The 24,715-nt window shown below is 59.8% G+C and carries 19 protein-coding genes and 2 tRNA genes; 12 read left to right on the top strand and 9 right to left on the bottom strand.

The genetic code is table 11. The features are described 5' to 3' along the window. Nucleotides 1-41 precede the first annotated feature (41 nt). The 3 genes from J0909_RS12480 to J0909_RS12470 all read left to right on the top strand — a co-directional run bounded on the left by J0909_RS12480 (nt 42) and on the right by J0909_RS12470 (nt 6,069). On the top strand, nt 42-3,542 hold the full coding sequence (locus J0909_RS12480) for a PAS domain S-box protein (RefSeq protein ID WP_207263282.1): 3,501 nt from the start codon (nt 42-44) through the stop codon (nt 3,540-3,542). 87 nt (nt 3,543-3,629) lie between these two features. Beyond that, nucleotides 3,630-4,799, top strand: coding sequence for an alcohol dehydrogenase-like regulatory protein ErcA (gene ercA, locus J0909_RS12475; RefSeq protein ID WP_207263281.1), 1,170 nt, complete (start codon nt 3,630-3,632; stop codon nt 4,797-4,799). Continuing rightward, the gene (locus J0909_RS12470; RefSeq protein WP_207263280.1) at nt 4,765-6,069 is read left to right on the top strand and encodes a PAS domain-containing sensor histidine kinase; all 1,305 of its coding nucleotides are present in this window, start codon (nt 4,765-4,767) and stop codon (nt 6,067-6,069) included. Before ercA ends, J0909_RS12470 begins: the two co-directional genes overlap by 35 nt. An 80-nt stretch (nt 6,070-6,149) precedes the next feature. Here the strand turns inward: J0909_RS12470 and J0909_RS12465 are convergent, their stop codons facing one another. Further along, nucleotides 6,150-6,911, bottom strand: a complete 762-nt coding sequence (locus J0909_RS12465; protein ID WP_207263279.1) for a substrate-binding periplasmic protein — start codon at nt 6,909-6,911, stop codon at nt 6,150-6,152. Nucleotides 6,912-7,196: 285 nt separating this feature from the next. On the opposite strand from J0909_RS12465, the gene J0909_RS12460 reads away from it, so the two are divergent. After that, complete coding sequence (locus tag J0909_RS12460; protein WP_286181987.1) at nt 7,197-8,102, top strand: HD-GYP domain-containing protein; 906 nt, start codon at nt 7,197-7,199, stop codon at nt 8,100-8,102. Between the two features lie 197 nt (nt 8,103-8,299). On the opposite strand, the gene J0909_RS12455 is transcribed toward J0909_RS12460, so the two are convergent. Then, the gene (locus J0909_RS12455; protein WP_207263276.1) at nt 8,300-9,925 is read right to left on the bottom strand and encodes a lytic transglycosylase domain-containing protein; all 1,626 of its coding nucleotides are present in this window, start codon (nt 9,923-9,925) and stop codon (nt 8,300-8,302) included. A 203-nt stretch (nt 9,926-10,128) separates the two neighbouring features. On the opposite strand from J0909_RS12455, the gene J0909_RS12450 reads away from it, so the two are divergent. Further along, nucleotides 10,129-10,890 (top strand): TrmH family RNA methyltransferase, encoded by a 762-nt coding sequence (locus J0909_RS12450; RefSeq protein WP_207263275.1) that lies wholly within the window; start codon nt 10,129-10,131, stop codon nt 10,888-10,890. A gap of 270 nt (nt 10,891-11,160) precedes the next feature. Here the strand turns inward: J0909_RS12450 and J0909_RS12445 are convergent, their stop codons facing one another. Then, complete coding sequence (locus tag J0909_RS12445; RefSeq protein ID WP_207263274.1) at nt 11,161-11,808, bottom strand: Crp/Fnr family transcriptional regulator; 648 nt, start codon at nt 11,806-11,808, stop codon at nt 11,161-11,163. 105 nt (nt 11,809-11,913) lie between these two features. Between J0909_RS12445 and J0909_RS12440 the strand changes: the two genes are divergently transcribed. Both J0909_RS12440 and J0909_RS12435 read left to right on the top strand, forming a co-directional pair. Then, nucleotides 11,914-12,132 carry a hypothetical protein gene (locus J0909_RS12440; RefSeq protein WP_207263273.1) on the top strand — a complete coding sequence of 73 codons (219 nt, stop codon included), beginning with the start codon at nt 11,914-11,916 and terminating at the stop codon, nt 12,130-12,132. A 20-nt stretch (nt 12,133-12,152) separates the two neighbouring features. Beyond that, nucleotides 12,153-13,139, top strand: coding sequence for an arsenic resistance protein (locus J0909_RS12435; RefSeq protein WP_207263272.1), 987 nt, complete (start codon nt 12,153-12,155; stop codon nt 13,137-13,139). Between the two features lie 318 nt (nt 13,140-13,457). Here J0909_RS12435 and J0909_RS12430 read toward each other — a convergent pair whose 3' ends face one another. Continuing rightward, nucleotides 13,458-14,723: a phenylacetate--CoA ligase family protein gene (locus tag J0909_RS12430; RefSeq protein WP_014322828.1), complete on the bottom strand. Its 1,266-nt coding sequence runs from the start codon at nt 14,721-14,723 to the stop codon at nt 13,458-13,460. A 200-nt stretch (nt 14,724-14,923) separates the two neighbouring features. Here J0909_RS12430 and J0909_RS12425 point away from each other — a divergent pair. Both J0909_RS12425 and J0909_RS12420 read left to right on the top strand, forming a co-directional pair. Beyond that, nucleotides 14,924-14,999: transfer RNA gene (locus J0909_RS12425), tRNA-Lys, on the top strand. 6 nt (nt 15,000-15,005) lie between these two features. Next, nucleotides 15,006-15,081, top strand: a tRNA-Glu gene (locus tag J0909_RS12420). 85 nt (nt 15,082-15,166) lie between these two features. On the opposite strand, the gene J0909_RS12415 is transcribed toward J0909_RS12420, so the two are convergent. From J0909_RS12415 to J0909_RS12405, 3 genes are all read right to left on the bottom strand, one after another. Next, nucleotides 15,167-16,252 carry a site-specific integrase gene (locus J0909_RS12415; protein ID WP_207263271.1) on the bottom strand — a complete coding sequence of 362 codons (1,086 nt, stop codon included), beginning with the start codon at nt 16,250-16,252 and terminating at the stop codon, nt 15,167-15,169. 29 nt (nt 16,253-16,281) lie between these two features. After that, nucleotides 16,282-16,539, bottom strand: a complete 258-nt coding sequence (locus J0909_RS18565) for a helix-turn-helix domain-containing protein (protein ID WP_353616775.1) — start codon at nt 16,537-16,539, stop codon at nt 16,282-16,284. Nucleotides 16,540-16,693: 154 nt separating this feature from the next. After that, a complete protein-coding gene (locus J0909_RS12405) occupies nt 16,694-17,653 on the bottom strand; it encodes an integrase domain-containing protein (protein WP_207263269.1) in 960 nt (319 codons plus the stop codon). Between the two features lie 816 nt (nt 17,654-18,469). On the opposite strand from J0909_RS12405, the gene J0909_RS12400 reads away from it, so the two are divergent. The 3 genes from J0909_RS12400 (at nt 18,470) to J0909_RS12390 (ending at nt 20,724) form a co-directional block, all read left to right on the top strand. Beyond that, entirely contained in the window at nt 18,470-18,958 is a 489-nt protein-coding gene (locus J0909_RS12400; protein ID WP_071545322.1) for a helix-turn-helix domain-containing protein, read from the top strand. Beyond that, nucleotides 18,955-19,683 (top strand): DNA-methyltransferase, encoded by a 729-nt coding sequence (locus J0909_RS12395; protein ID WP_066800325.1) that lies wholly within the window; start codon nt 18,955-18,957, stop codon nt 19,681-19,683. Before J0909_RS12400 ends, J0909_RS12395 begins: the two co-directional genes overlap by 4 nt. Nucleotides 19,684-19,845: 162 nt before the next feature. Next, nucleotides 19,846-20,724: a hypothetical protein gene (locus J0909_RS12390; RefSeq protein ID WP_066800320.1), complete on the top strand. Its 879-nt coding sequence runs from the start codon at nt 19,846-19,848 to the stop codon at nt 20,722-20,724. An 85-nt stretch (nt 20,725-20,809) separates the two neighbouring features. On the opposite strand, the gene J0909_RS12385 is transcribed toward J0909_RS12390, so the two are convergent. Next, nucleotides 20,810-21,547, bottom strand: coding sequence for a M48 family metallopeptidase (locus tag J0909_RS12385; protein ID WP_207263267.1), 738 nt, complete (start codon nt 21,545-21,547; stop codon nt 20,810-20,812). Next, complete coding sequence (locus J0909_RS12380; RefSeq protein ID WP_207263266.1) at nt 21,540-24,713, bottom strand: type I restriction endonuclease subunit R; 3,174 nt, start codon at nt 24,711-24,713, stop codon at nt 21,540-21,542. Before J0909_RS12380 ends, J0909_RS12385 begins: the two co-directional genes overlap by 8 nt. Between the last annotated feature and the right edge of the window lie 2 nt (nt 24,714-24,715).

Raw genomic sequence — 24,715 nt, 5'->3', positions numbered from 1 at the left:
CTGCTACACAACGAGCTGTTCCTCTTGCCGCAAGGGTCGTCATGAAACAAACGGTACGTTCCCTTCGGGGCTCAAGCCCCCTCCTGCTCGCCCTTCTGGCGCTGGCGATCCTGCTTGCGCCCGCCACGGGCCGGGCCGCGGAACGAAAACAGATTCTCCTGCTCAATTCCTACCATCAGGGCTTCGGCTGGACCGACGAGGTTTCCCAGGGCCTGCTGGCCGTGCTCCGGCCCCGCGAAACAGACATGACCCTGCATGTGGAATACATGGACACCAAGCGGGTGGAGTTCAACGAACACTACGAGCGGCAGCTCAAGAATATCTACGCCCACAAGTATAAGACCGTGCACCTCGACCTGATCCTGGGCACGGACAACGCCGCCTACGAATTCCTGCGCCGGCACCACGACGAACTCTTTCCGGGCGTCCCGGTAGTCTTTGGCGGCGTGAACTTCTTCCGGCCCGGCCAACTCGAACATTTTCCCCTGTTCACGGGCGTGGCCGAGGTCCTGGACGCCCGGCAAACCATAGATTGCGCCCTCAGGCTCAACCCGGGGACCAGGACCGTATTCGTGGTCAACGACTACACCTGTACGGGGCGGGCCGTGGGCGCCTCCATCCGCGAGCAGCTCCTCGGCCTGACTCCGGCCGTCAACGTGGAATTCTGCAAGAACACCGGGCTGGCCGACATTCTGGACCGCGCGGCCAAACTCCCGCCCGACGCCGTGATCCTGCTCAGCGTCTTCAACCGGGACAATACGGGCCGGTTCTACGACAAGAACGAGGTGGCCAAAGCGGTCTCGGCACGCGCCGCGGTGCCCGTCTACGGCATCCTCGACACGGACCTGGGCCACGGCATCGTCGGCGGCATGCTCTCCAACGGCCAGGACCAAGGCCGGGCCATGGCGCAAATAGCCCTGCACGTGTTGGCTGGAGGTGCCCCGCACGAGATCCCGGTCGTCCAGGGCAGCGTCTACGCCCCCAAGTTCGATTACGCCCAGATCAAACGGTTCGACATCGACCCGGCCCGGCTCCCGGCGGGCAGCACCGTCATCAACCGGCCCGACTCCTTCTACCGCGAGCATTCGGCCATGTTCCTGGGCGTGGGCGGACTCGGCGCCCTGCAATTCCTGATCATCCTGGCCCTGATCCTGAACATCGTTCGCAGACGGCGGGCTGAAAAGGAACTGCGCAACGCCCACCGCACGCTGGAGGAACGCGTCAAGGAGCGGACCAGCGAATTGCGCGAGTCCGAGGAAATCCTGCGAACCATCTTCGACTTCGCCTATGACGCCATCCTCATCCACGACGGGCACGGCCGCATCCTGGAGATCAACCAACGCACCATCGAGATGTTCGGCCTGGAGGATGTGCCCCTCTCGGAAGTCTCCCTGGCCCGGGACCTGTCCAGCCCGGACAACCCCCTGCACACCATGGCCGGGATCATGCGCGAGGTCCTGCGCGGCAAACCCTACAACCTGGAATGGCGCGTACGCCGCTACGGGGAGAGCCGGGAGTTCGACGTGGAAATCCACCTGACCCGGATCACCTACCGGGGCGAAGAGGTCATCCTGGCCAACGTCCGCGACATCTCGGCGCGCAAGGAATCGGAAAACGCCATCCGCCAGAACCTGGTCAAATTCGAGGCCATCCTGGAAAATTCCCTCATGGGCATCGCCATGTCCGTGGGCCACCGCATTGTGACCATCAACCGACAGGGCGCGGAAATCTTCGGCTATACCCCGGAGGAAATCCTGGCCAATTCCCTGGACCTGCTGCTCGGCCACTACCAGACCGAGGACGAGTTCGCCCTGGCGGCCAAGACCGCCCTGGCCGAACGCGGCGAATTCAACACGGAGCAGGCCTTCCGAAGCAGGAACGGCTCCACGATCTGGTGCCGCATGTACGCCAAGACCGTGGACGCCAAGGACCTGTCCAAGGGCGTCATCTGGGCTTGGGACGACGTCACCGAGAACCGCAAGGCCCAGGAGGATCTGCTGCGCACCCGCGAGGACGCCGAAGCCGCCAACCGAGCCAAATCCGAATTCCTGGCCGCCATGAGCCATGAGATCCGCACACCCATGAACGCCATCGTGGGCATGACCGAAATCACCCTGCAAACCGACCTGACCGACAACCAGCGCGACTACCTCAAGACCGTCAAGGACTCGGCCCAGCACCTCCTGTCCATCATCAACGACATCCTCGACCTGTCCAAAATCGAGGCGCAAAAGCTCGAACTCGACAACGTGGACTTCGATCTGCCGTTTCACATACGCACGACCATCAAAGGGCTGGAGATCCAGGCTCGCCAGAAGGGGCTCGACATGGTCCTCGAAATCGGCGAGACCGTGCCCCATTGCGTCAAGGGCGACCCCCTGTCCCTCCGCCAGGTGCTCGTCAACCTGGCGGGCAACGCGATCAAGTTCACCCACCGGGGGACCATCGCCATCCGCGTCCGGCCCGCCGAAGGTCCGGCCCCGGACGAGGTGCGAACCCTGGGCGTGGCCTTTGCCGTGGAGGATACGGGCATCGGCATCCCGCACGAGTTCATGGACTCTATCTTCCAGAGCTTTTCCCAGACCACCCGCGCCTTCGGCGGAACCGGCCTGGGGCTGGCCATCTGCCGGCAGCTCATATCCCTCATGGGCGGCGCCATTTCAGTCGAATCCACCGTGGGCAAGGGCAGCGTCTTCTCCTTCACCGTCTGGTTCGAACCCGGCTTCTCCTGCCCCTTGCCCGTCGAGAGCGACAACCGGCGGCCAGAGGCCCCCGTCCGGCCCGTGCGCGTGCTGGTGGCCGAAGACAACGACGTCAACGTCATGGTCACCACCCTCAAGCTCGAAGACATGGGCTATACCTACGCCGTGGCCAAGACCGGCCTCGAAGTTCTGGACCTGCTCAAGCGCGAGCCCTTCGATCTCATCCTCATGGACATCGAAATGCCGGTGCTCGACGGCATCTCCACCACCAAGGCCATCCGCTCGGCCGTGCCCGGAGGTCCCATCCCGGACCCAAACATCCCCATCATCGGGGTCACGGCTCACGCGCTGAAGGAATTCCGGGACAAGAGCCTGGACGCGGGCATGGACGACTATGTGGCCAAACCCGTGGACTTCCACGAGTTGGCCGTGATCATCAACCGGCTCATCGGGGCCCTGCCTGCGCCTCCGCCGCCGGACGCGGCCACCGCCCGGCCCGAAACCGAACCCCTGGACGCCCTGGCCCCCTGGACTCCGGACGCCGCCATGGAGCACCTCGGCGTGGACGAGGCCATCTTCGCCGACTTTCTGGTCACCGCCAGATCCGAACTCGCCCTGCTGTGCGAGGAACTGGAACAGGCGCTGGGCTCGGGCGACCCGGGCAAGGCCGGAGAACTGGCGGCCACGGCCCAATCCGTGTGCACGGCCGTCGGCGCCAATGCGGCGTCCCTGGCCGCCGCCACCCTGGTCTCGGCCTGCCGGGCGGAGAACGATGCGGACACGGCCTTCGCGCGCTTCCAGGAGGAAGTGCGCAATCTCATGAAAATCATGGACGAATGAATTCCCACCCCATATCCTTGTCCTAGATGATGGGAAGATCCATTCATCGCGGCCCGGACGTCCGCTCTTTCGGAAAGGAGGAAGACCATGTCCGGCACGGAATATGGACAATTACGCAAATTCGTGGCCCCGGAATTCGTCTTCGGCGCGGGCGCGTCTCTGCTGGCCGGGCAGTATGCCGCCAACCTATCCATTAAAAAGGCTTTGGTGGTCACCGGGCCGGACCTCGAATCGATGGGCTGCACCGGAGCGGTCGTGGATTCCCTGACCCGCGAGGGGGTGGCCTGTGCCGTGTTCGCGGACGTGACGCCCAACCCCCGCCACGACGAGGTCATGGCCGGGGCCGAGGTCTACCGCCGCGAAGGATGCGACTCCCTGGTGGCCGTGGGTGGCGGGTCGCCCATGGATTGCGCCAAGGCCATCGGCATCGTCTGCACCAACGACCGGCACGTGCTTGAATTCGAGGGCGTGGATAACGTGGAACGCCCGGGACCGCCGCTCATCTGCATCCCCACCACTGCGGGGACCGCCGCGGACATCTCCCAGTTCTGCATCATCAACGACACCAACCGGAGCGTCAAAATAGCCATCGTCTCCAAGACCATGGTCCCGGACGTGGCCCTCATCGACCCCCGCCTGACCCTGACCATGGACGCCGAGCTCACCGCCCACACCGGCCTGGATGCCCTGACCCACGCGGCCGAGGCCTTCGTCTCCAACGCCGCCTCGGCCGTCACCGACCTGAATGCCCTGGAGGCCATGCGGCTCATCCGCAAACACCTCCGCCACGCCGTGAGCCGTCCCGACGACATGGAGGCGCGCACCGGGATGATGCTCGCCTCCACCTACGCGGGACTGGCCTTCTCCAACGCCATACTCGGCGCGGTCCACGCCATGGCCCACAGCCTGGGCGGCCTTTTGGACCTGCCCCATGGCCTGTGCAACGCCATCCTCCTGGACCACGTCATCGACTACAATTTCGACGCGGAGCCTGAAAAATACCGGCGGATGGGCGTAATCCTCGGCGCCGACATCCCCCCGGGGACCCCGCACGAAGAAGCCAGGAAATGCACCCTGGACATCATCCGCGACCTGAAGCGGGACGTGGGCGTGACCCATACCCTGTGCGAACTGGGCATGACCCCGGAGGACATGCCCCTGCTGGCCCGGAAGGCTCTGGCGGACCCCTGCATGCTGACCAACCCCAAACACCCCACAGCCGATGACCTCATCGAAATATTCAGGCAAAGCTGCTGACCCCGCCCCGGAACAGGCGGACGAGCGCGAAAAGCTCATCGGGTTGGGCAAGCGGTCCATCAGCAAGAGCTATTACCCGGAACTCAAGAGCCGTCTCGACGAGCTCGAACATTTCCGCGCCCTGCTCGACCGGGTCAACGACGCCATCTTCGTGGTGGACGCCGACACCGGCCTGATCCTGGACATCTCCGGCGCCGCCGATTCCTTTCTCGGCTGCGATACGGGCCACCTTCGGGGCCTGCTCTTCAAGGACATCCTGCCGCCGCACATCCGCCGCCATGCGGACAATCTCTTCCACAACGAGACCAAGACCGTCCGCATGGAAACGGAATTCTTCCGCCCCACCTGCCCGGATAACTCCTCGATCCCCGTGGACCTGACCCTCAGCCTGGTCTCCTTCCAGGACCGTCGCCAGGCCATCATCGTGGCCCGCGACATCAGCGATCGCAAACGCACCGAACGCGCCCTTAAACGAAGCCACGACCAACTCGAGCTCCGCGTCCGCGAGCGGACCCGCGAACTCGACCGCGCCAATCGAGCCAAATCCGAATTCCTGTCCACCGTGTCCCATGAGCTGCGCACGCCCCTGACCGCCGTGCTCGGCTTCGCCAAGATCACCAGCAAAAAGCTCGTCAGCACCATATTCCCGGCCGTGGCGCAGACCGCCGACCCACACGTGAAAAAGGAAATGGAGGTCGTCCGCAAGAACCTCGAAATCATCGCGGGCGAAGGGCGGCGGCTGACCCTGCTCATCAACGACGTCCTCGACCTGGCCAAGATGGAGGCCAACCGCGTTGAATACGTCATGGCCCCCGTCCAGCCAGAAACCTTCATCCGCCGGACCGTGGAAGTCACCTCCGCCCTGTTCGACGACACCGACCTTTCCCTTCGCCTCGACATCGAGCCCGACCTGCCCGAGGTCAACGGCGACACCGACCGGCTCATGCAGGTCATGGTCAACCTCTTCTCCAACGCCGTGAAATTCACCACCCGGGGGACCGTCACCTGCGCCGCCCGCCTTGAGAACGACGCCGTGCGCATCAGCGTGACCGATACCGGCATGGGCATTCGCCCCGAGCTGCTCGAATCCATCTTCGAAGAATTCACCCAGGTCGGCGAACACCTCTCCAACCGCCCGACAGGCACGGGACTCGGCCTGACGATCTGCAAGCACATCGTCGAGGACCACGGCGGGCGCATCTGGGCCGAAAGCCGAATCGGACAGGGCAGCACCTTCACCTTCTCACTGCCGGTGCCGCAAGAGAGCTAACGCCGCCGGGCCGGAGCCCTCGACGGACGGAGCGTTCGCCCGTGGCCGGGCCGGAAGCGGCGTCTCGCTTGCCTGAGGCGCTAGAAGCGCAGCAGGTAGCGGCGGGCGATGGTGTTGTAGGTGCCGTCCCGATTCATCTGGTCGAGGGCCGTTTCCAGGGCCTGGGCGATGCCGTCCCCGTCAGGGAGGTTGGCGGCCCGGGAGAGCACGGCGTAGGAAGGCTTGTCGGTCAAAAGCTTGTGGGGGAGGTAGACCACGGAACTGGTCAGGCCCATGTCCTTGAGGCGGTAGTAGGTGACGTCGATGTTCCCGGCGAAGGCGTCGATTTCACCGCCGAGCAGCCCGGCGAGGATGGCGCGCTGGTCGGGGTACTCCTTGACGAGCATGTCGCCCTTGGCGCGGGCGGCCGCGAACTCCGGGCCGAGATCCAGGCCGACGGTCAGGCCGATGACCTTGCCCTTCAGATCGTCGTATCCATTGAAGGGAAAGCGGTCGCCGACCTTGGTGAAGAGCACGTAATCGCTGTAATGAACCGGGGCGGAGTCCAGGAACAAGGCGTAGCCGTCGCGTTCGGCGTTGCGGAACAGGGTGATGGCCCCGCTGCACCGGCCGTCCCGGACCATGGCGAGGACGGTTTTCAAGGGATAGGCCTTGATTTCGATATCCAATCCGGCCCGACGGGCGGCCTCGGTGAAAACATCCACGTCGATGCCGGTGGGCACCCCGTCAATGACCATGGAGTAGGGCGCAAGGTCCTCATTCGTCGCGAAGCGAAGGGGGGTCCCGGCCCAGGCGGCGGAGGCGGAGAGAAGCAGCAGGCAGAGGGTCACGAGTCTTTTCATGCGGGGGGGGCTCCTGGATAAAGATATGGCCGACAGTAGCACGTTCCGCTTATTTGTACAAGAAACCCGTTGGACCGTACGGCTTCGGAATAGCGGCTGGCAAGCGATGCGGCACGGGCATTGCGCGCGGAATCGACAAGTCTTTATGCTCTAGACGTTTTCCCGATTTTCGCTAGCAATCATCCAGTGAATATTATATGAAACCGGGAAATGGATACAAACTCCCGCGCCGCTCGGCCGGTATCCTACTTTCCCGTTTCTCCGGTGATGCTGTTTCCGGAAGCCTTGGGGAATTTTTCCGTCTATCTCTGGCAAGGCGGGGACTTTGTCCTTTACACCGCTTCCGGCCAGAAATTCACCAACCGCCACCGCCAGGCCCTGCACCAAAACGGGATCGAGGAAGTATACGTCCAGGGCGCGGAGCGGGCGGAATATGAAAAATACATCGAGTGCAACCTGGGTCGAATCCTGCTGGACGAGACGCTGCCCATCGATGCCCGTTCGCGGATATTCTTCGAGGCCTCGACCATGGTCATGCAGGACGTGTTCGACCGCAAGTTGCCGAGCGCCCTGCGGGCGCGACATTTCGACCGCATCACCGAAATCGTGCGCAACTCGATCAAATTCCTGGCCAAGGACAATTCCCTGTCCGCCGTGGCGCCGTTCATCTCGCACGATTACAAGACGTACACCCATTGCATGCAGGTGTTCGTCTATTCCGTGGCCCTGTTCCACACCTACGAGATGACCGAGACCGAGGTCTTCGAATACGGCCTGGGGGCGCTGCTGCACGACGTGGGCAAGGCCAAGATTCCCAAGCGCATCCTGAACAAACGCGGCCCGCTGACCACCTCCGAGCGCGAAATCGTCAAGGAACATCCGGTGCATGGCGTGTCCATGTGCGCGCACCTGCCCATGACCCAGAATACGATCAACTGCATCCTGTTCCACCACGAGACCCTCGACGGTTCCGGTTACCCGGCGGGCATCATGGGCGACAACGTGCCCGTTCCCGTGCGGATCATTTCCCTGTCCGACATCTACGACGCCCTGACCACCGACCGCCCCTACGCCGAGGCCATGGAGCCCTACGAGGCCCTTTCCCTCATCCGCAACGAGATGCGCGAAAACGTCGATATGGGCGTCTTCAAACGGTTCGTCGCGGTCTTGAGCGGCGCCGAAATCATCTAGCGACCCGCGCGCGGCCGTGCGCCGCCCCCCATCGAGCAAAAGGCGTTCGACCCGTCACCGGGCCGGGAGGCTTTTACGCCGTTCGCCCTTCTCCGCGAAGCAACGCGGGATATGCGAAAAAGCGAGATGGAGGGCGCAAAAAAAGTCCCGTCCGGCACATTGCGCCGGACGGGACTTTTTGAATGCGCATATCGCGGCTACTGGACGTAGACCTTGAGCTGCTGGCCCGCGTAGATGGTGGTCTTGGTGCTGATGGCGTTCCAATGACAGAGGTCGGAAACCTTGACGCCGAACTTGCGGGAGATGGAATAGAGGTTGTCGCCGCGCCGGACCTTGTAGTGAACGAGCTGGGTCTTGACTTTGCCCGCGTCCTTGACGGCCTGCTTGGTGGCCGCGTCCGTGCTGTTGGGGATGTAGAGCTTCTGGCCGACCTTGAGGCGGCTGGAACGCAGCCCGTTGGACTTCTTGAGGGTGGACACCGTGGTGTTGAAGGTCTGGGCGATGGTCCACAGGGTGTCGCCGGAACGGACCACGTAGTTGCCGCGTTTGGCGGCGATGGCGCGGGTCTGGGCCGTGGACGAGGACGAATCGGACGCCGCGGCGGCCACGGCGGTCTTGCTCGACCCGCGGCCGGGGACCATGACGTACTGGCCGGGGTGCAAGGCGTTGGAACGGGTGTTGTTCACGCTCTTGAGCACGTTGATGGGCACGCCGTAGCGCCGGGAGATGACCCACCAGGAATCACCGGAACGCACGCGATAGCGGGTGTAGCCCGCATACGGCCGGGAACCGGGCTCGGCCAGGTACGCGAGCATCTTGTCGGCCTTGTCCACGGGCAGGTAGGCCACGGCCTCCATGTGCGGAGGGCTGACCTGACGGCGAAAGGCGGGGTTCAGGTCGTGGAACTCCGACCAGGTCATGCCGCCCGCCCGGGCCAGGGCGAGCAGATCGGTGCCGCCGGGCACCTCGACCTTGGTGAGGTCGTATTCCATATCCCAGGACACGGGCTCAAAGCCCAGGGTATCGAGGTTCTGGAAGATCTTGGAAATGGCGATAAACTTCGGCACGTAGTGGCGCGTTTCCTGTTTCAGCCGGGTGCGCCGGGAGAGCTTGCGGTTCTTTTCTGTCAGTTCGAAGAAGTCGTCGCAGTTGGCCTGTTTCAGGGCGCGGGAGATCTTGCCCTCGCCCGCGTTGTACGCGGCCAGGGCCAGATACCAGTCGCCGAACTTGTCATACAGGTCCCGCAGGTGCCGGGCGGCGGCGTCCGTGGCTTTGTAGGGATCGCGACGCTCGTCGATCCACCAGTCGGATTTGAGCCCGTACAGCTTGCCCGTGCCGCGCATGAACTGCCACATGCCGCCCGCGCCAGCCCAGGAATAGGCCCGGACGTTGTAGCCGGATTCCACGAACGGGAGCAGGACCAGGTCCTGGGGCAGCCCATACTGGGTGAAGACCCGGCGCACGTAGGGCAGATACGGCTGGGAACGCTGCAACCAGCGTTCCATGGTCTTGCGCGCCTTGTGGTTGTAGTAGGTGAAGAAAAGTTCGACTTCCTCGTTCTCGTGGGGCTCCAGGTCGAACAACAGGCCGAAACGCTGGTTAAGCACGGCCTGCTCGGTCTGAGTCAGGTCCTCACCGGGAGCCACCTCGGGCGCGGCTTCGATCTCGGGTTCGAGCGCCTCGGCATCATCCGGCACGAGGTTCTCGGTGGTCTCCGCCACGGGTGGGGCCGCGTCCTGGGGCGTCTTGGGCGCACACCCTGCGGCCAGACTTGCGATGAGCAGGCTCACCGCAAGTAAATATGTATAGTTGTTAACTCTCAAGCGATCCTCCGACTTCGGCACACCATTATCAGATAAGCCCGGCTTTGAAAAGTCTAGAAAAAATCATGAGTGCCGGTTGCGCAAGGCTTCCAGCTAGCCCACCTTGCCATGGATTGCAATAGGAGCGATAAACGCCTACTAGACCCCTTTGTCGAACGCAACCATGTGCAACATTTTTCCGTGTTTATCATAAGGATTCGAGAATGCAAGACCATGACCGGACAAAAAAAGACTCTAAAATCTACGTAGTTGGCAACAAACCGGTCAAAGAGCTGCTGCTGGATTCCCCGCAGAAGGTGGATTTCGTCGCCTTCCGCAAGGGCCGGCGCGACCAGGCCATGGAGGAAATCCTCGAAATCTGCCGGACCGCCCAGGTGCCCTACAAATCGGTCTCGGCAAAGGAATTGGACTACATGTTCCGGGGCAACCACCAGGGTGTGGCCGCCCGCTGCGCCGCCCTCGACTATACGCCCCTCGAACAGCTCCTGGAACAGGCCCCGCAGGCCCCCCTGCCGCTGATCGTCGCCCTGGACCAGGTCCAGGATACCGGCAACGTCGGCGTGCTCGCCCGTACCGTCCACGCCCTGGGCGGCGCGGGCCTCATCGTCTGCCAACACCATGGCGCCTACATCGGGGCCGGGGCCGTACGCTCCTCGGCGGGAGCCCTGAACAAACTGCCCGTGGCCAAGGTCGGCAATCTCGCCAACGCCATGAAGGACTGCGTCAACTACGACTATACCCTCTATTGCGCCCGCATGACTTCCGACTCCGAAAACGTCTATACCGCCACCCTTCACACACCCGCCGTGCTCATCCTCGGCAACGAGGAAAAAGGCATCCGGCCCGGCGTCGCCAAATTCGCCCACCACAGCCTCCACATCCCCTTCCAGCGGGAATTCGACTCCCTCAACGTCGCCCAGGCCGGGGCCATCATCGTCTCGGAATTCGCCAGAAGATTGGGATAACCCGGTTCCCCCTCCCAAAGGAATGACGCCTCCGGCGCTCTCTCCCAAAAGAGAGCCTTCGCCGGACGGGCGTCTCCGCGGGCAAGGCGTCGCCCTGCCGCGTCACCCCCATGCTCTCCGCCCGGACAATCCGCGCAACCCTCTCCGCTCGCCCCTGCCAAAGACGCCCAAAACGTTTTGGGGAGTCCTGGGAACCTTTTTCAATCGCAAAAGGCTCCCAGGCTGGAATCGGGGTTGTGCTTCGGCTCCCCCCCCCTCGGGGAGGTCGTCCTAGGCCTCCAGATGAGGAAGGATGATATCGTTGCCGTCCATGATGATGTCGTTGCTGTCGGTCATTTTGCGCAGGGTGCGGGAAAGCGCTTCCGGGGTGATGCCGATGATCTTGGCGAGTTCGCGCTGGGAGAGGTCCAGGGTCACGCGGCCGCCCTGGTGGCGACTTTCGAAGTAGGCCATAAGCCGCGAAGGGACCTGTTTGAGGGACAGGGAGTCGATCATGTCCATGGCGTCCTTGAGCCGCCGCGACATGACCCGCATCATGGTCAGGAGGATGGACGGGTCTTCGCGCACGAGGCGTTCGTACTCCGCGGGACGGATGAACAGGACGCGGCTGTCCTCAAGCGCGCCGAGATTGGCGGGCAGTTTGCCGTCGGAAAAGGTGGAGCACAGGCAGAACGGCTCACCAGGGCCGAACACGAAAATGGTCTGCTCCTTGCCGTCCTCGGCCAGGCGGAAGAGTTTTACCTGCCCGGACAAGAGCACGTGCAGCCCCCGGGCGGCGTTGTCCTCGCTGAAGAAAAGGGAGCGTTTGGGAAAACGCAGGACCTCGGCATGGGAGGCCAGGCGGTCGAGCTGGGCGTCTTCGAGCCGAGCGAAGATGGGCAAGGCGCTGATTTCGTTTCTGAGGTCGATGGGCTGCATGACAATTCCCGGGGAAAAAGGCTGAGGGTTGATCGAGATCAATGCGCAGGGTCCGACAGGTGCCTATTTTGGGGGTAAGAACAAGCAAAAACAAGGAGGTCCCCCATGAGTGCAACCATCCGTTGTCCGTATTGCAATGCCGGCCGGGAGGCGGGTGAATTCGACGGTTACGCTTCTTTCTACGTCAATTGCGAAGAATGTTCCAGACGGTTCATCGTCGAACCCGTGCGCAATGGGGTGGTCGTCTACCGGGACGGCGAGGCTCCCTGCTGTTCCGACCCCGAATGTCGCGAGACCGAGATGGCCGGGTCGGGCCAGGAATAATCAACGCGCAAGGAGTATCCATGTTCGGCATATTGCAGAAACTGACCAAAAACCTGATCTACGCCATCCCCGCCATGATGGTCGTCGGCTTCGCCTACGGGCTGTGGGCGGATACCGGCTGGCTCAAGACCGCGATCATCCCGTTCACCTTCCTCATGGTCTACCCCATGATGGTCACGCTCAAGGTCCGCAAGGTCTTTGAGGGGGGCGACGGCAAGGCGCAAATCCTGACCCAGCTCATCAACTTCGGGCTGATCCCCTTCCTGACTTTCGCCGTAGGCCTCCTCTTTTTCCGGGACAATCCGTACATGGCCCTGGGCCTGCTCCTGGCCGGACTGGTGCCGACCAGCGGCATGACCATCTCCTGGACCGGATTCGCCAAGGGAAACATGTCCGCCGCGGTCAAGATGACGGTCATCGGGCTCATTGTCGGATCCCTGGCCACCCCGCTCTATGTGAAGCTCCTCATGGGCACGGCCATCCAGATGCAGTTGGCCGCCGTGTTCCGGCAAATCCTGTTCATCGTCTTCCTGCCCATGGCCCTGGGCTACCTGACCCAAAGATTCCTGGTGAAACGCTACGGCCAACAGACGTTCCAACGCGATATCGGCCCGAAATTCCCGGGGTTGTCCACCGTGGGCGTGCTCGGCATCGTGTTCGTGGCCCTGGCCCTCAAGGCCAGAACCATCGCGGCCGCGCCCGGCGTGCTTTTGGACATCCTCGTGCCGCTCATCCTGCTCTACGGCTTCAACTTCCTGCTCTCCACGGTCATCGGCAAATCCATGTTGCCGCGCGGCGACGCCATCGCCCTGGTCTACGGCTCGGTCATGCGCAATCTGTCCATCGCGCTCGCCATCGCCATCAACGCCTTCGGCACGCAGGGCTCGGACGCCGCCCTGGTCATCGCCATGGCCTATATCGTCCAGGTCCAGTCCGCCGCATGGTACGTCCGTTTCACCCCCAAGGTCTTCGGCCTTCCCGAGGAGATGCTCCGCCAACCCGCGTAGGGGGAGCAGCCTCCGGCGGCCGGGGGAAGGGGAGGAAAAACCCTTTGGAAAGGGTTGTTTCCTCCCCTTCCCCCGGACCCCCATCCCCTCCTTTTCCTAAACTTCTTGGCACCGCTTCGCGGGGCTGGACACGACAGAGCGTGCTTCTCCGCAAAAGCACATCAACGGGTCGGGAAACCTGTGTGCGGAGCGGCACGACATACCGTGCTCCGCCCCCGCGAAAGCGGCGACAAAACGTTCTGGGGGGGGGGGCAGAGGCATCAAAAAAACCGCCCGACGGATTCGTCGGGCGGTTTTTTTATGAGCTTTGATGGATGGTTAATCCCAGGTGCGCTTGTCCTCGATGGGCCGGATCTGCGGGGGCAGGGTGCCGGGGGCGAGAACCTTGAGGATGGGGCGCAGCTTGATCTTCTCGCGGAAGAGGTGGAGGAGTTCGTCCTCCTGGTTGAACTGGCCCGCCTCGATGGACAGGATCATCTCGTCGATGCCGCCGGGGTTGGTGACTTCGATCTGCCAGCGCTTGACCTCTTCGAACCGGGCCATGACCTGCTCCACCTGATGCGGGTAGACGAACATGCCCTTGATGCGCGCGGTGGTATCCACGCGGCCGACGATGCCGCCCAGGCGCGGGGAAGTACGGCCGCAGGCGCACGGGGCGCGGTCCAGATAGCCGAGATCGCCCGTGGCCAGCCGGATGAGCGGATAGGTCCGGTTGAAGGCGGTAACCACAATCTCGCCGACCTCGCCGTCCTTGAGCGGGATGCCGGTGTCGGGATGGCAGATTTCCACATAGGCGCGGTTGGACAGGTGCAGGCCGGACTTGTGGAAACATTCGTAGCCGATGCAGCCCACGTCCGCAGTGCCGTAGCCCTGGCGCATGATGCAGTCGAATTTCTTCTCCAGGGTGGAGCGCATCTTCTCGGAGAACTTTTCGCCGGTGACGAAGGCCACTTCGAGGAACAGGTCCTTGCGCAGAGACAGGCCCGCTTCCTCGGCCTTCTGGGCCAGGTGCATGAGATAGCTGGGAGTGCCCACGTAGCCGGTGACACGCAGCTTCTGCATGATTTCGATCTGGGAGTTGGTGTTGCCGGGCCCGGCGGGCACCACGGCGCAGGACAGGTTGCGCAGGGGCTCTTCAAACATCAGCCCGGCCGGAGCCAGGTGGTAGTTGAAGGTGATCTGGGCCAGGTCGCCGGAGCGGAAGCCCGCGGCATAGAAGCCTTCGGTCCACCCCCAATAGTCCTCGGAGCGGTCCTCGGGATCGAAGATCGGGCCGGGGGAGAGGAAGACGCGCTGAAGCTCGCCCAGATCCTTGGTCAGCAACCCGCCGAGACGGGGCCCCATGGACTGGAGAAAGATGAGTTCCTTCTTCTTAATGATGGGGATATGCTTGAGGTCGTTCAGAGTGCGGAACTTGTCCACGTTGAACTGAGCGCGGTCGAACCGCTTCTTGACGTCCTCGGAGTAACGGTAGGCATAGGAGAGCAACTCCTTCAACTGCAACTGGCAGTATTGCCTGCGCTCGGACTCGTCGAGCACCTCGCGGCGGGAATAGATTCCCTCGGTACGGTCTTTTCGTGTCATATGTGTGCTCCTTGGTGGCTTGATTCCCATTTCTAATGGGGAGCGGGATCATAGCACGACAGAATATTTTTGCAAGAAAAACTTTTTATCTACAGACATTCCGAGCGGTTGCAAAGAGAAATCCATATTCCTCCGAAGTTACAGAATATGCTTGACACCAGAAAGCCAAATAGATACTCATACCTTCCCTGAAGGGTCATGGGTCGTTAACTCAGTTGGTAGAGTATCTGCCTTTTAAGCAGAGAGTCACTGGTTCGAGCCCAGTACGACCCACCAAAATGCGTCCCCATCGTCTAGTGGCCTAGGACTCCGGCCTCTCACGCCGGCAACAGGGGTTCAAACCCCCTTGGGGACGCCAAGACAAATCAACGGGTTACGGTGAATGCCGTAACCCGTTTCTTGTTTGCGTGGCTCGTCCGCGTGGCTCGAGTGCCACGTCAGCATCACCGGACCAACTTCAGGGCGGGCGGTTCCCTGTCCCCGTCATCACGCCAGGCCGCGTCCAGGGCATCCACCGCGCCGGTGCTTTTCTTGACCTTGTGGATGTACCGCTGGGTCGTCGCAATGGACTTGTGACGCAGCAACTGCTGCACTTCCACGATAGTCGCCCCGTTATGGATGGCGATGCTGGCGGACAGGTGGCGGATTCCGTGATAACCGAAGTTCCTCACGCCAACATCGGCGCACAGCCGCCGCAGCCAGCGGTTATTGATGTCCAGAAGGCCTTCGAACCGGCTTCCGAACACCAGTTCCTCATCCCTGGATATCAACTTCCATTCGGCAAGGTGCGCCCTGAGCATGCCCGAGATGGGCAACTCATCGAACTCGGCATTCCCGCTTCTGCGCTTGTTGGTCCAGAAACCGATCATGCCCGTGGCCAGATTGACTTCCGACCACTTGAGCTTCCACAATTCGCCCCGGCGGGCAGCCGTGTGGAACGCCAGCAGAAGCAGTTGCCGTTGCAAGGGCGTTGCCACATCCACGACCTTGCGGAAGTCCTCAAGGGGCGGAACCCACCTCGGGTGGCGCTGCTCGGGGAACTTGTCCACGGATCGGAACGGATTCGTCTTGTCCATTCCCAAATACCGCGCACCCCACTTCCAGGCGGCGGCAAGGTTTTTCCGGTCCCGATTGGCCGTGTTTCCCGTGGTCTGCTGCTTGAGCCGACTCAGGTGGTTCAGGGCCATCACCGGGGTGATCTCATGAACCAACTGATTGGGACGCACCGTCATTTCGAACAAACGCCGAAACGCAAGGCGCTTATCCGAGCAGCTTCCCTTCGACCAAGTGGCCGTGGCGTAATCCATGTAGGCATTCGCCCAATCCCCGACCAGGACTTCCAGGCCCACGCGATGCATGTCCTTTCGTTTTTCCGCATCCGCGAGCTCCAAGGCTTCTCGGGTCTTGTTTTCCCATTTTTCCGCGTCTTTCATCTTGTCAAAGAGCTGGGTGCGCCTGATCTGAGGCGAACCGTCGGATGGCGTAAAGCGCACGGACCCACGCCACCGTCTTTTTTCCTTGTAAGGCATTGTCCTTTCTCCTTAATAGGGAAGGCCGCTTACCGGGATTCACGCTGCCATAGCTTGTGTTTGTCGGTCAAATTCTTCCGCTGCCGTTTTTTAGGCATGGGGATATCGTCTGGCTGGTCCGATTCCCCAACGGTGTTCCGTGCCCGGTAAGCCTCCACGTTTTCCCGAAGGAAGCGGATTCCACGCGTTCCGACAATGAAGGCCTTCAAACGAACCTTCATATCGCGACGCCTGACAAGGCTTTCGGAAATTCCCAAAAGCTGGGCAACTTGTTTAACCGTTAACACACTATCCACGTTCACGACCTTCAACCGGTTTCGTCGAGCCGGACATCCTGACGCTCAACACACCAGTTCAACACTCCCGGCATGTGCAAAGTCAAACGGCTGGAGGGGGAAAAGAATAAAAAAACGACCCCGCCAAGAAATGGCGGGGCCGCATCTAATAGGAACTGCCCAGATAGGCGTTCGATATGTCACGGCGACCGGGGGAATGCCCTGCCGCTTCCTCGATGGCGTCTCGCGCTTCGTTGTCAAGCCGGGGCCATTCGTCCCCGACCGTTGCCTGGGCTGCCTCCTGGAACACCTGCACGCTCTCGTGCTGGTTGGGCGGCTCAAAGCCCGCGTGATTCACATACATTTGATGAAACCTTTCGTGCCGAAGACCGTGCAAGGTTCCTCCGGCATTCTTACCGGCAAGGCCGTGTTTCCTGGCCGCATAGTCCAGCCGGTGCAGCCAGTTGTCGCCCATGCCCTCGGGCATGAGGTTGTGGAGACCCTTCCTGTTGGAGGGGGACACGTATTCCTCGGCTCGTTCAAGAGCCGCTTCCTGTTGCCGGGACAGACCATGCAGGGTCCGAGGCCTGCCGCCCTTTGTCCCGTACTGAACGAGAAGGCTATGGTTTTCCCGGTCCCAATCGTTGGGCAGGTCCAGCTTGGCTGATTCTTCCCGACGCAGCCCGAGCTCATACATCAGCTCGATCTGAGCCGCCGCCCGGCCGGCATGCCGGAACGACGCGTCGTTCCGCATGCTGGCCAGGGATTCTTTCACCATATCCGGGATGACCGCGCGGGACGCCTGATTGGCGATGGAGCCGCGCCGCACCCCGAAGGTCGCGTTGCTATTGCTGATATTGTCGTTCTCGTAGGCTCGGCAGACGTGGCGGGCAGCGGTGAAGACTTCGGCAATCCTGCCGTCGCCCACGCCGTCCGCACGCATGGTGTCCGCCACGCTCTGGAAGTGCCTGTTTGTCACCTTGGTCCACTTCTCGACCCCCATGTTCGCCTGGCGCAAAACATCGACGAAATGGCGGGCCGTCTGGCGGATTCGGTGTTGTTTCGATTTTGGCCCGGACAAAGTTGCCCGGTTCGCCGCAAACTTGAGGCTGTCGGATTTTCCCATTGGAATTCTCCTTCCGTTAAAGGTTCGGGGCAGTGCCCCGGGACCAAGCAGATCGGACTTTTCCCGTCAGCCGGGAAAGACCTGCCTGTGGCGGTAAACCCGCCACGCATCACCAGCTAAGGGAAGAATGAATGCCCGTTTCCCATTGGAAGAAGATTCCGGAAGACCCAGTCAATAAGGGGTGCTGCCCCGCAAGCGCGTACGTCTTGCGGATTGGATGGCAGCCGTAGGGGAAGTGCGGCAATGACAAGCGTAGATACTTGCCATTCCACCATCGGCGGGTGCTGCGTTACAGCCTGCGTGTTTGGATTCTGAAATGGCCGTTTGTTTGGAAAACGGCGCGTGGATCGTTGAAGCTCAAGGCTTCTTCATGCGTCATCAGTTCAGACTAACGTCGTGAACTTATGACGCGCGGTAAGTGCGTTTCACCTCCTTTGGGTTACGGAATTATCCGGTGGATATACCCCACCCTATGACGCCGCAAAACCTTCGCGCAAGCTCCGGCGGCAGGGTTTCTGCCCCTCCCACCCATTTTGCCGCGAGCGTGACGCAAGCAGCCGCCGGGGCAAGGCAAGCCCTGCGGGCGGACGCTTCGCGGTCCGGCCTTGCCCCGACGACTTTACTTGCGCCGTGATTACCGCAGGCGACGGTGAGAGGGATGGCGGGTTCGACTCCGGCTCAAGGGATATTCTCATGTCCCTGCTCACGCATCCACCCCAAGAAGTAACAAAACCCTTGCTACTGATTATCAACTTATTTATTAACCTTGCTAAGTAACTAGTTGCTTAATCCTGTTAACAAGGTGGTTGATTAACCATGGCTGAAGATGATGTCGTTGACCTCACCCCTGTGAAGACCCCGGAACAATTGCTGAAGGAAGAAGTCGGGCTTTATCTGAAGATTGTGCGGGAGGCTCAGGGCAAGCCCCTCAGATGGGTCGCCCAGAAGTTGGGGTGCACCAGCTCGTTTATATCCCAGATTGAAAAGGGGAACGCTTCGATTCCGCTGGATCGGGTACTGGACTTCTCCCTAGCCTATGATCTTCCTGTGCCGGAGTTCGTTCGAATTGTTCTCGTCGCCATGCACAACGACACTTATCGGGCGCTCATGAGCATACTGGAAAATGACCCGGAAATGGCCCATGCAGCCGATCAGTGCCACTCGACGAACGACGCGAAACTACGAGCCAAACGCCGCAAAATTCTCAATCCGGGACTGAGCTCAAAATCGCTTGATCGAATGCGGGAATTTATCTTGAAGAACCAAAAGCCAACATATGGGGAACCGGTGGCAGGTGACTCGTGATTGATTTACGGAAACAAGACCATCTTGGGGCAACCTCGTCGTCTAAAGATGGCGACATTCACAACAATGACGCATTTCTATTTTTGGGGAATTGCCCTGCTCACAGGTACGAGGCCATAATCACAGACCCACCTTACGAGATCGGAATTGCCGGCAAGGATTGGGATTGCAAAAAGCTGCGGATCGACGTTCTGGCTTATCAATTCCATCGTGTTCTGAAACCTGGCGGCAATGTCTTTGTATTTTGCTCGGATTTTCAATTCGGCGATTGGTATCGGGAGCTTTCGCGCTACTTCCCTAAACTGCGCAAGTTTGCCTGGTGCAAGCCCGACTCTGTCGGGTTCAACAAGGGTATGTTTCAGGAGAGCTTCGAACTTGGGTTGCATGCGTGCTCGGAAGACTCATTTTTCGATGATCAAAAATACTACAAAAATCATATGGTCACTGGGAAAACATCGGGGAAAGAACGGCTGATGCCTGACCCCGACGAAGAGTGGTCAGAGAAAAAAGGCGAAAAAGCCCTTCATCCCACACAAAAACCACTGAAAGTGGTCGAAGATCTGGTTGCCGCATTGAGCAAAGAAGGCGACACCATTCTTGATCCCTTCGCTGGCACCGGAACGCTTGGGGTTGCAGCCAAAAAAATGGGCAGGAAATTCGAGATGGTCGAGTACGGATTCCGAAACCACATTGCAGCATGGGACAGGATTCTAGGGGAAAAGTAAATATTCTTGGACCATTTCTTCATGACCGGGCACAGCCATTGACTTGGATCTATTATTACGACTAACTGGTACTAATTTATGTTTCACGTGCCTCAGATTTGAGCGACACTCGCTATCGCCAATCGTCGGAAAGCCAATCTATTGCATTTTTGTGAGGGACCTATGGGAATGTTCTCCGATCTCTGGGATGGGATCAAAACGATCGGATCAGCAGTCAAGAAAGTCGTAAAAAAAGTCTACGAAATAATCTCTGATGAGAGAACTGTAATCGTATACGACCGATTAAAAAGGGTCATGGACGACTGCAGTGGGGACCCAAATAGCGATGCGTGTGCCCCTGATTTTGTCAACCTTCCCTCTGTCGACATGGAATCCAGACTATCTGAGCATGACGAAAGAATTGAAAAGAACGCAAAAAGTATTCGTGAATCTTACCAGTTGTTAGCTGTTCAAAGCGAAATAAACCGGATGAGGTTGTCTGCTGAAATCATCGATTCGTCAATGCGTAATGTTAAAATTCATGCTTCAAGCCTTTCCACCCATTACCAAAATATGCGCAATATTAATGGGCTCGTTAACGATGGGAATGCTATGCGATATGCATTGAAAAAACTTATGAGTGTGGTGAACTACAATGCCAACTTGATCGCAAATGGTGGGAATAATCCCATGAAAATAGAAGGGGTTGATATTGATAAAAAGGATGGCGCTGTCTCTATAGTGGCTGCTTTTGATGCGTTCGACCGGACAAGAGAGTTGCTGACGGATGAAGTTGTTTCTCTTTGTAACCTCTCAGAAGCTCACCTTCAGGACATCAAAAAATTGAAACGGGACGTGTCCGGCCTCAAGGGGGAAATTAAGCATAAAACAATTCAATTCCTCGAAAACATGGTGGAACCCAAATTCAAAGATGTTCACAGAGCTGCGAGAGAACTGCAATCAGAAGTGGCGCAGCTACCAGCCGGCGTTCGTGAACCGGATGGAAAATTTGTATTCGAAAACAATCAAATAAAAATGTACGTCCCTGGAGACAACTCCTAGGGATTAGACCATTAGGTAGTGCGATCTTTTCTACAACAACTGGGCACCTATTCGATATGTTAAATAGCGATCCGAATATTCTGCATCAATATTCGAGACGAAGCTCAACTGCCCGATTCAACTTCATCCTAAGGTGTTCCCATTTTGGGACGACTCGGGACAACAGCCTATAAAACGCTGCCGAGTGGTTCCTGACACGCAAATGGCAAAGTTCGTGGGAAATCACGTACTCGATGCAATCCTTCGGCGCTGCGACGAGCTCGGGGTTCAGGATGATCGTACCGCTATTGGTACAGCTTCCCCAACGCTTCAGCATCCGAAGCATTCGCCACTCTGGAACGGTTTTCATGCCAACCCCAGAGGCCCTTTCCACACACGATCCCATCAGGGAATGGAAAATCGCATCCGCCCGATCACGAAGCCAGGCATCCACCAGTTTCTTGGCCACATCTGCGCCATCCTGGGCCAGGAGGGTCACTTCCAGATGCGCTCCCTTGAGCTTGGCTGAACGTTCGAGACCAACCAGCAGCTTCAACCGATATTGCCGTCCCAGATACCTGACTTCCTCGCCGGAGACATATCGCCTGGCCGGGATGGCCGGGGGATAGGCCGCGAAGATCCTCTGCTGCTTAAGGACCCATGCTCCCCGGCTTTTCACCTTGGCCGCTATCTCATCTTCGGTCGCCGTCCGAGGCGCATCCGTGACGACGGAACCATCAGGGAAGACATGGATGGCCAAGGTCTTCCTGGTCGCTGGCCGGATGGAGTAATCGATTCTGGTGGTCCCGTAATGCACGGAACCGCGGGCGGGCAAATCAGGCAAGGTCACGTCTCTTGGCAACAAGAATCAATTTGTCGATGACAGCATCTATCACTTCGCCGGGGAATGTTACACCGAATGATTCCGAAGCGTCATACAAAACGTCTTCAATATCGTTCTTCATTTCGTTGACAATATCAATATTGTCGCTCCAATCCCTGATTTTCCTGGATGTTACGGCGTCGTCTATGGATATCGCCATCTGGGGCAAGGAAGCTTCAGCGATCTGCCCTTCCAGCATTTCCCCCAGGATTCCGAAGTAAACGGCGGCTTCGTCCTTGCCCTTGAGGGACGGCGGCAGGTTGCCACGTTCCCCCTGTTGCAAGTCATCCAGCAGTCCCCGCATCTTGCCGAGATATTCGGCATCGGAAAGCCGGTGCGCACGATGGCTGCTGATGGTTTCGTTGATGATTTCCGACAGGCGTTTGAAGAGGACCGGGTCCTCGTCCATCCGAACGGTGATCGTTTTCTTCACCCTGGCCGCGATGTGATCGGCCTTGGCGGCATCCCCCTGGATCAGCTCCAGCTGTTGCTCGAAGGCGTCCACGGCAAAGATATCCACCGGGGCGACCACCTCCTGCACGGCATCCGCTCCGATGTGTTTGCTGACCATGTTCTTGAGCTGCTGCTCGTAGGCCGAGTAATCCACGGCCTCGCCGAACCGATGCTTGACGGCGTTGCGAAGGTTCAGGAAATCCTTCAAATCGGCCTTGTACCGGCGGATCGTCTTTTCGGGCGTATTGTCGAGAAACCGCGCGCTGCTCAGCGCCAGTTGCAGGGTGTTGGCAAAAAGGCGCAGGGCGTCGTAAAATCGCTCCCGGATGTCTTCCGGTTCCAGGGCCAGTTGCATGGCCTCGATGTCCGCCTTGTTCCCGACTTCCTTGAAAATCTCCCAGACATTGGCATGCCTGGCCTTGAGCTGTTCGATCTCGCCGCTGACGTCGAGAATGGTGTTCTCGATGTCGGCCCGGTCGAACCCTTCCTTTTCCAGGGCGGCATAGGTGTCGATGGCTTCATTCAAGGCTCCGAAGATGCCCCGGTAATCCACCACCAGGCCGTAATCCTTGCCGTCCCACAAACGGTTCACCCGGGCGATGGCCTGAAGGATGTTGTGCTCCTTGAGGTTCTTGTCCAGGTAAAGGACGCTGTTCCGGGGCGCGTCGAACCCGGTTAGAAGCTTGTCGATGACGATCAGGATTTCGGGATCGTCATTGTGGTTGAATGCGTTGATGATGCTTTCGAGATACTGCTTCTCGTTGCCGTACCGGCGCATCATGTCGTTCCAGAACACCTGCACCTCGGGCATCTTGGATTCATCGGTGGAGGTGTTCCCCTCTCGGCTGTCAGGGGAAGACATGACCACGGCCACGGAGACTTCGTCCTGTTCCTCGAAACACCGCAGGTAAGCCAAAGCCGCCGAACGGCTGGCAACGGCGAACTGGGCCTTCTTGCCGGTCCCCTTGCAAAACTGCTTGAAATGTTGGGCGATGTCATAGGCGACTTCGGCGATACGCGACTCGGCGGAAAAGAGCTGCTCGGCCTGCTTGAACTTCTTTTTAAGGTCGCGTTTCTGCTCTGGAGTCAGCCCCTCGGTGATACGATCGAACCACTTGTCCAACTCGGCATCGTCCCCGTGCAGTTCGCTCATGCGTCCTTCGTACCTGAGCGGGGCCACGGCCCGGTCCTGGACAGCCTGGTTCATGGTGTATTTGTGGATGAAACCGCCGAACTGGTCGGCCGTGCTCTTCTCCTTCTTCAGGAGCGGCGTGCCCGTGAAGCCGATATAGCAGGCGTTGGGGAAGACCACGCGCATCTTGGCATGGCTTTGGCCGTATTGGCTGCGATGGCTTTCGTCCACCAGCACGAAGATGTTCCGGTCCTCGTCCTTGGTGCGCTTGTTGGCCACGGTCTCGAATTTGTCGATGATGGTGGTAACGATGGAGGCACGTTCCCCGGCAATGAGCTTGAGCAGGTGTTCCCCGGTCCGGGCCTGGACCACGTCTTTGCCGCACGCCTTGAAGGTCTTGGAAATCTGGTTGTCCAGGTCGATGCGGTCGGTGACGATGACCACCTTGGGATTCTTGATGCGGGGATCGAGTGCAAGGGCCTTGGCAAGCATGACCATGGTCAGCGACTTGCCCGATCCCGTGGTATGCCAGATGACCCCGCCCCTCCGGCGGCTGTCGCCTTTGACGTCGGTGACCCGATCCACCGTGGCCTTGACCGCGAAATATTGCTGGTAGCGGGCGATTTTCTTGATGCGGCTGTCGTAGATGATGAAACCGTATATGAGTTCCAGAAGCCGCTCCGGGCGCAGGAGGGAATGCAGGGTCTTGTCCTGCGGCGTGGGGGTGCGATGCCCGGAAGTGAGGATACGTGTCAGGGCTTCCCGCTGTTCGTCCGTGGCCTCGGCCATGAGCCGGGACCGTTGCGCTTCGACCAAGGGCGTGTTGACGATGGCGCTCAGGGCTTCATTTTGGCCGTCAGCGTCCTCTTCCTTCCAGATCGACCAGAACTTCGCATCCGTGTCCGTGGTGGCGTACATGGCCCGATTCTGGCTGATTGAAAGCAATATCTGGCTGTAGATGTACAACTCCGGGATTTCCGTGACCCGCTGGTTGCGCAGGTGCTGGCTGATGCCTTCCTTGATGGCCCCGCGCTGGTCGGGCCGCTTGCACTCGATGATGGCTACGGGAATGCCGTTGGCGAAAAGCACGATGTCCGGCCGGCGGACGGCATCGGAGTGGCGCCGCTCGAACTCGAATTCGTCGCAAACGTGGTAGACGTTGTTTTCCGGGTGTTCCCAATCGATGTATTTCAGGGAATGACTTTTCACGGACCCATCGATGGTCTGCTCCAGGCTGATGCCGAGGGTGAGCAGGTCATAGACCTGTTCGCTGGTGGCGATCAGGCTGTCGAACGGCACCTGAGCGATTTCCCGCACGGCCCGCGCGATATTGGCATCCGAGAACTCATGCTCCTGCCCCTTGAAGGAGATGGAATTCATCTCCCGCAACCGGGCCTCCAACACGTCCAGCAGGACCGGCATGGACTTGCGCCCCCCACGCATGGCCAGGGCCTTGTTGGGCGGAACGTACTCGTAGCCGATCTGCTCCAACAGGATCAGGGCAGGGGCTTGGGAGGCGGCGTATTCCTTGAAATCGAACATTG

Source organism: Desulfovibrio sp. Huiquan2017, assembly GCF_017351175.1.
Classification (GTDB): Bacteria; Desulfobacterota; Desulfovibrionia; order Desulfovibrionales; family Desulfovibrionaceae; genus Pseudodesulfovibrio.
The sequence above is the reverse complement of the archived record's forward strand: the minus strand, read 5'-3'. Positions and strand labels throughout refer to the sequence as shown.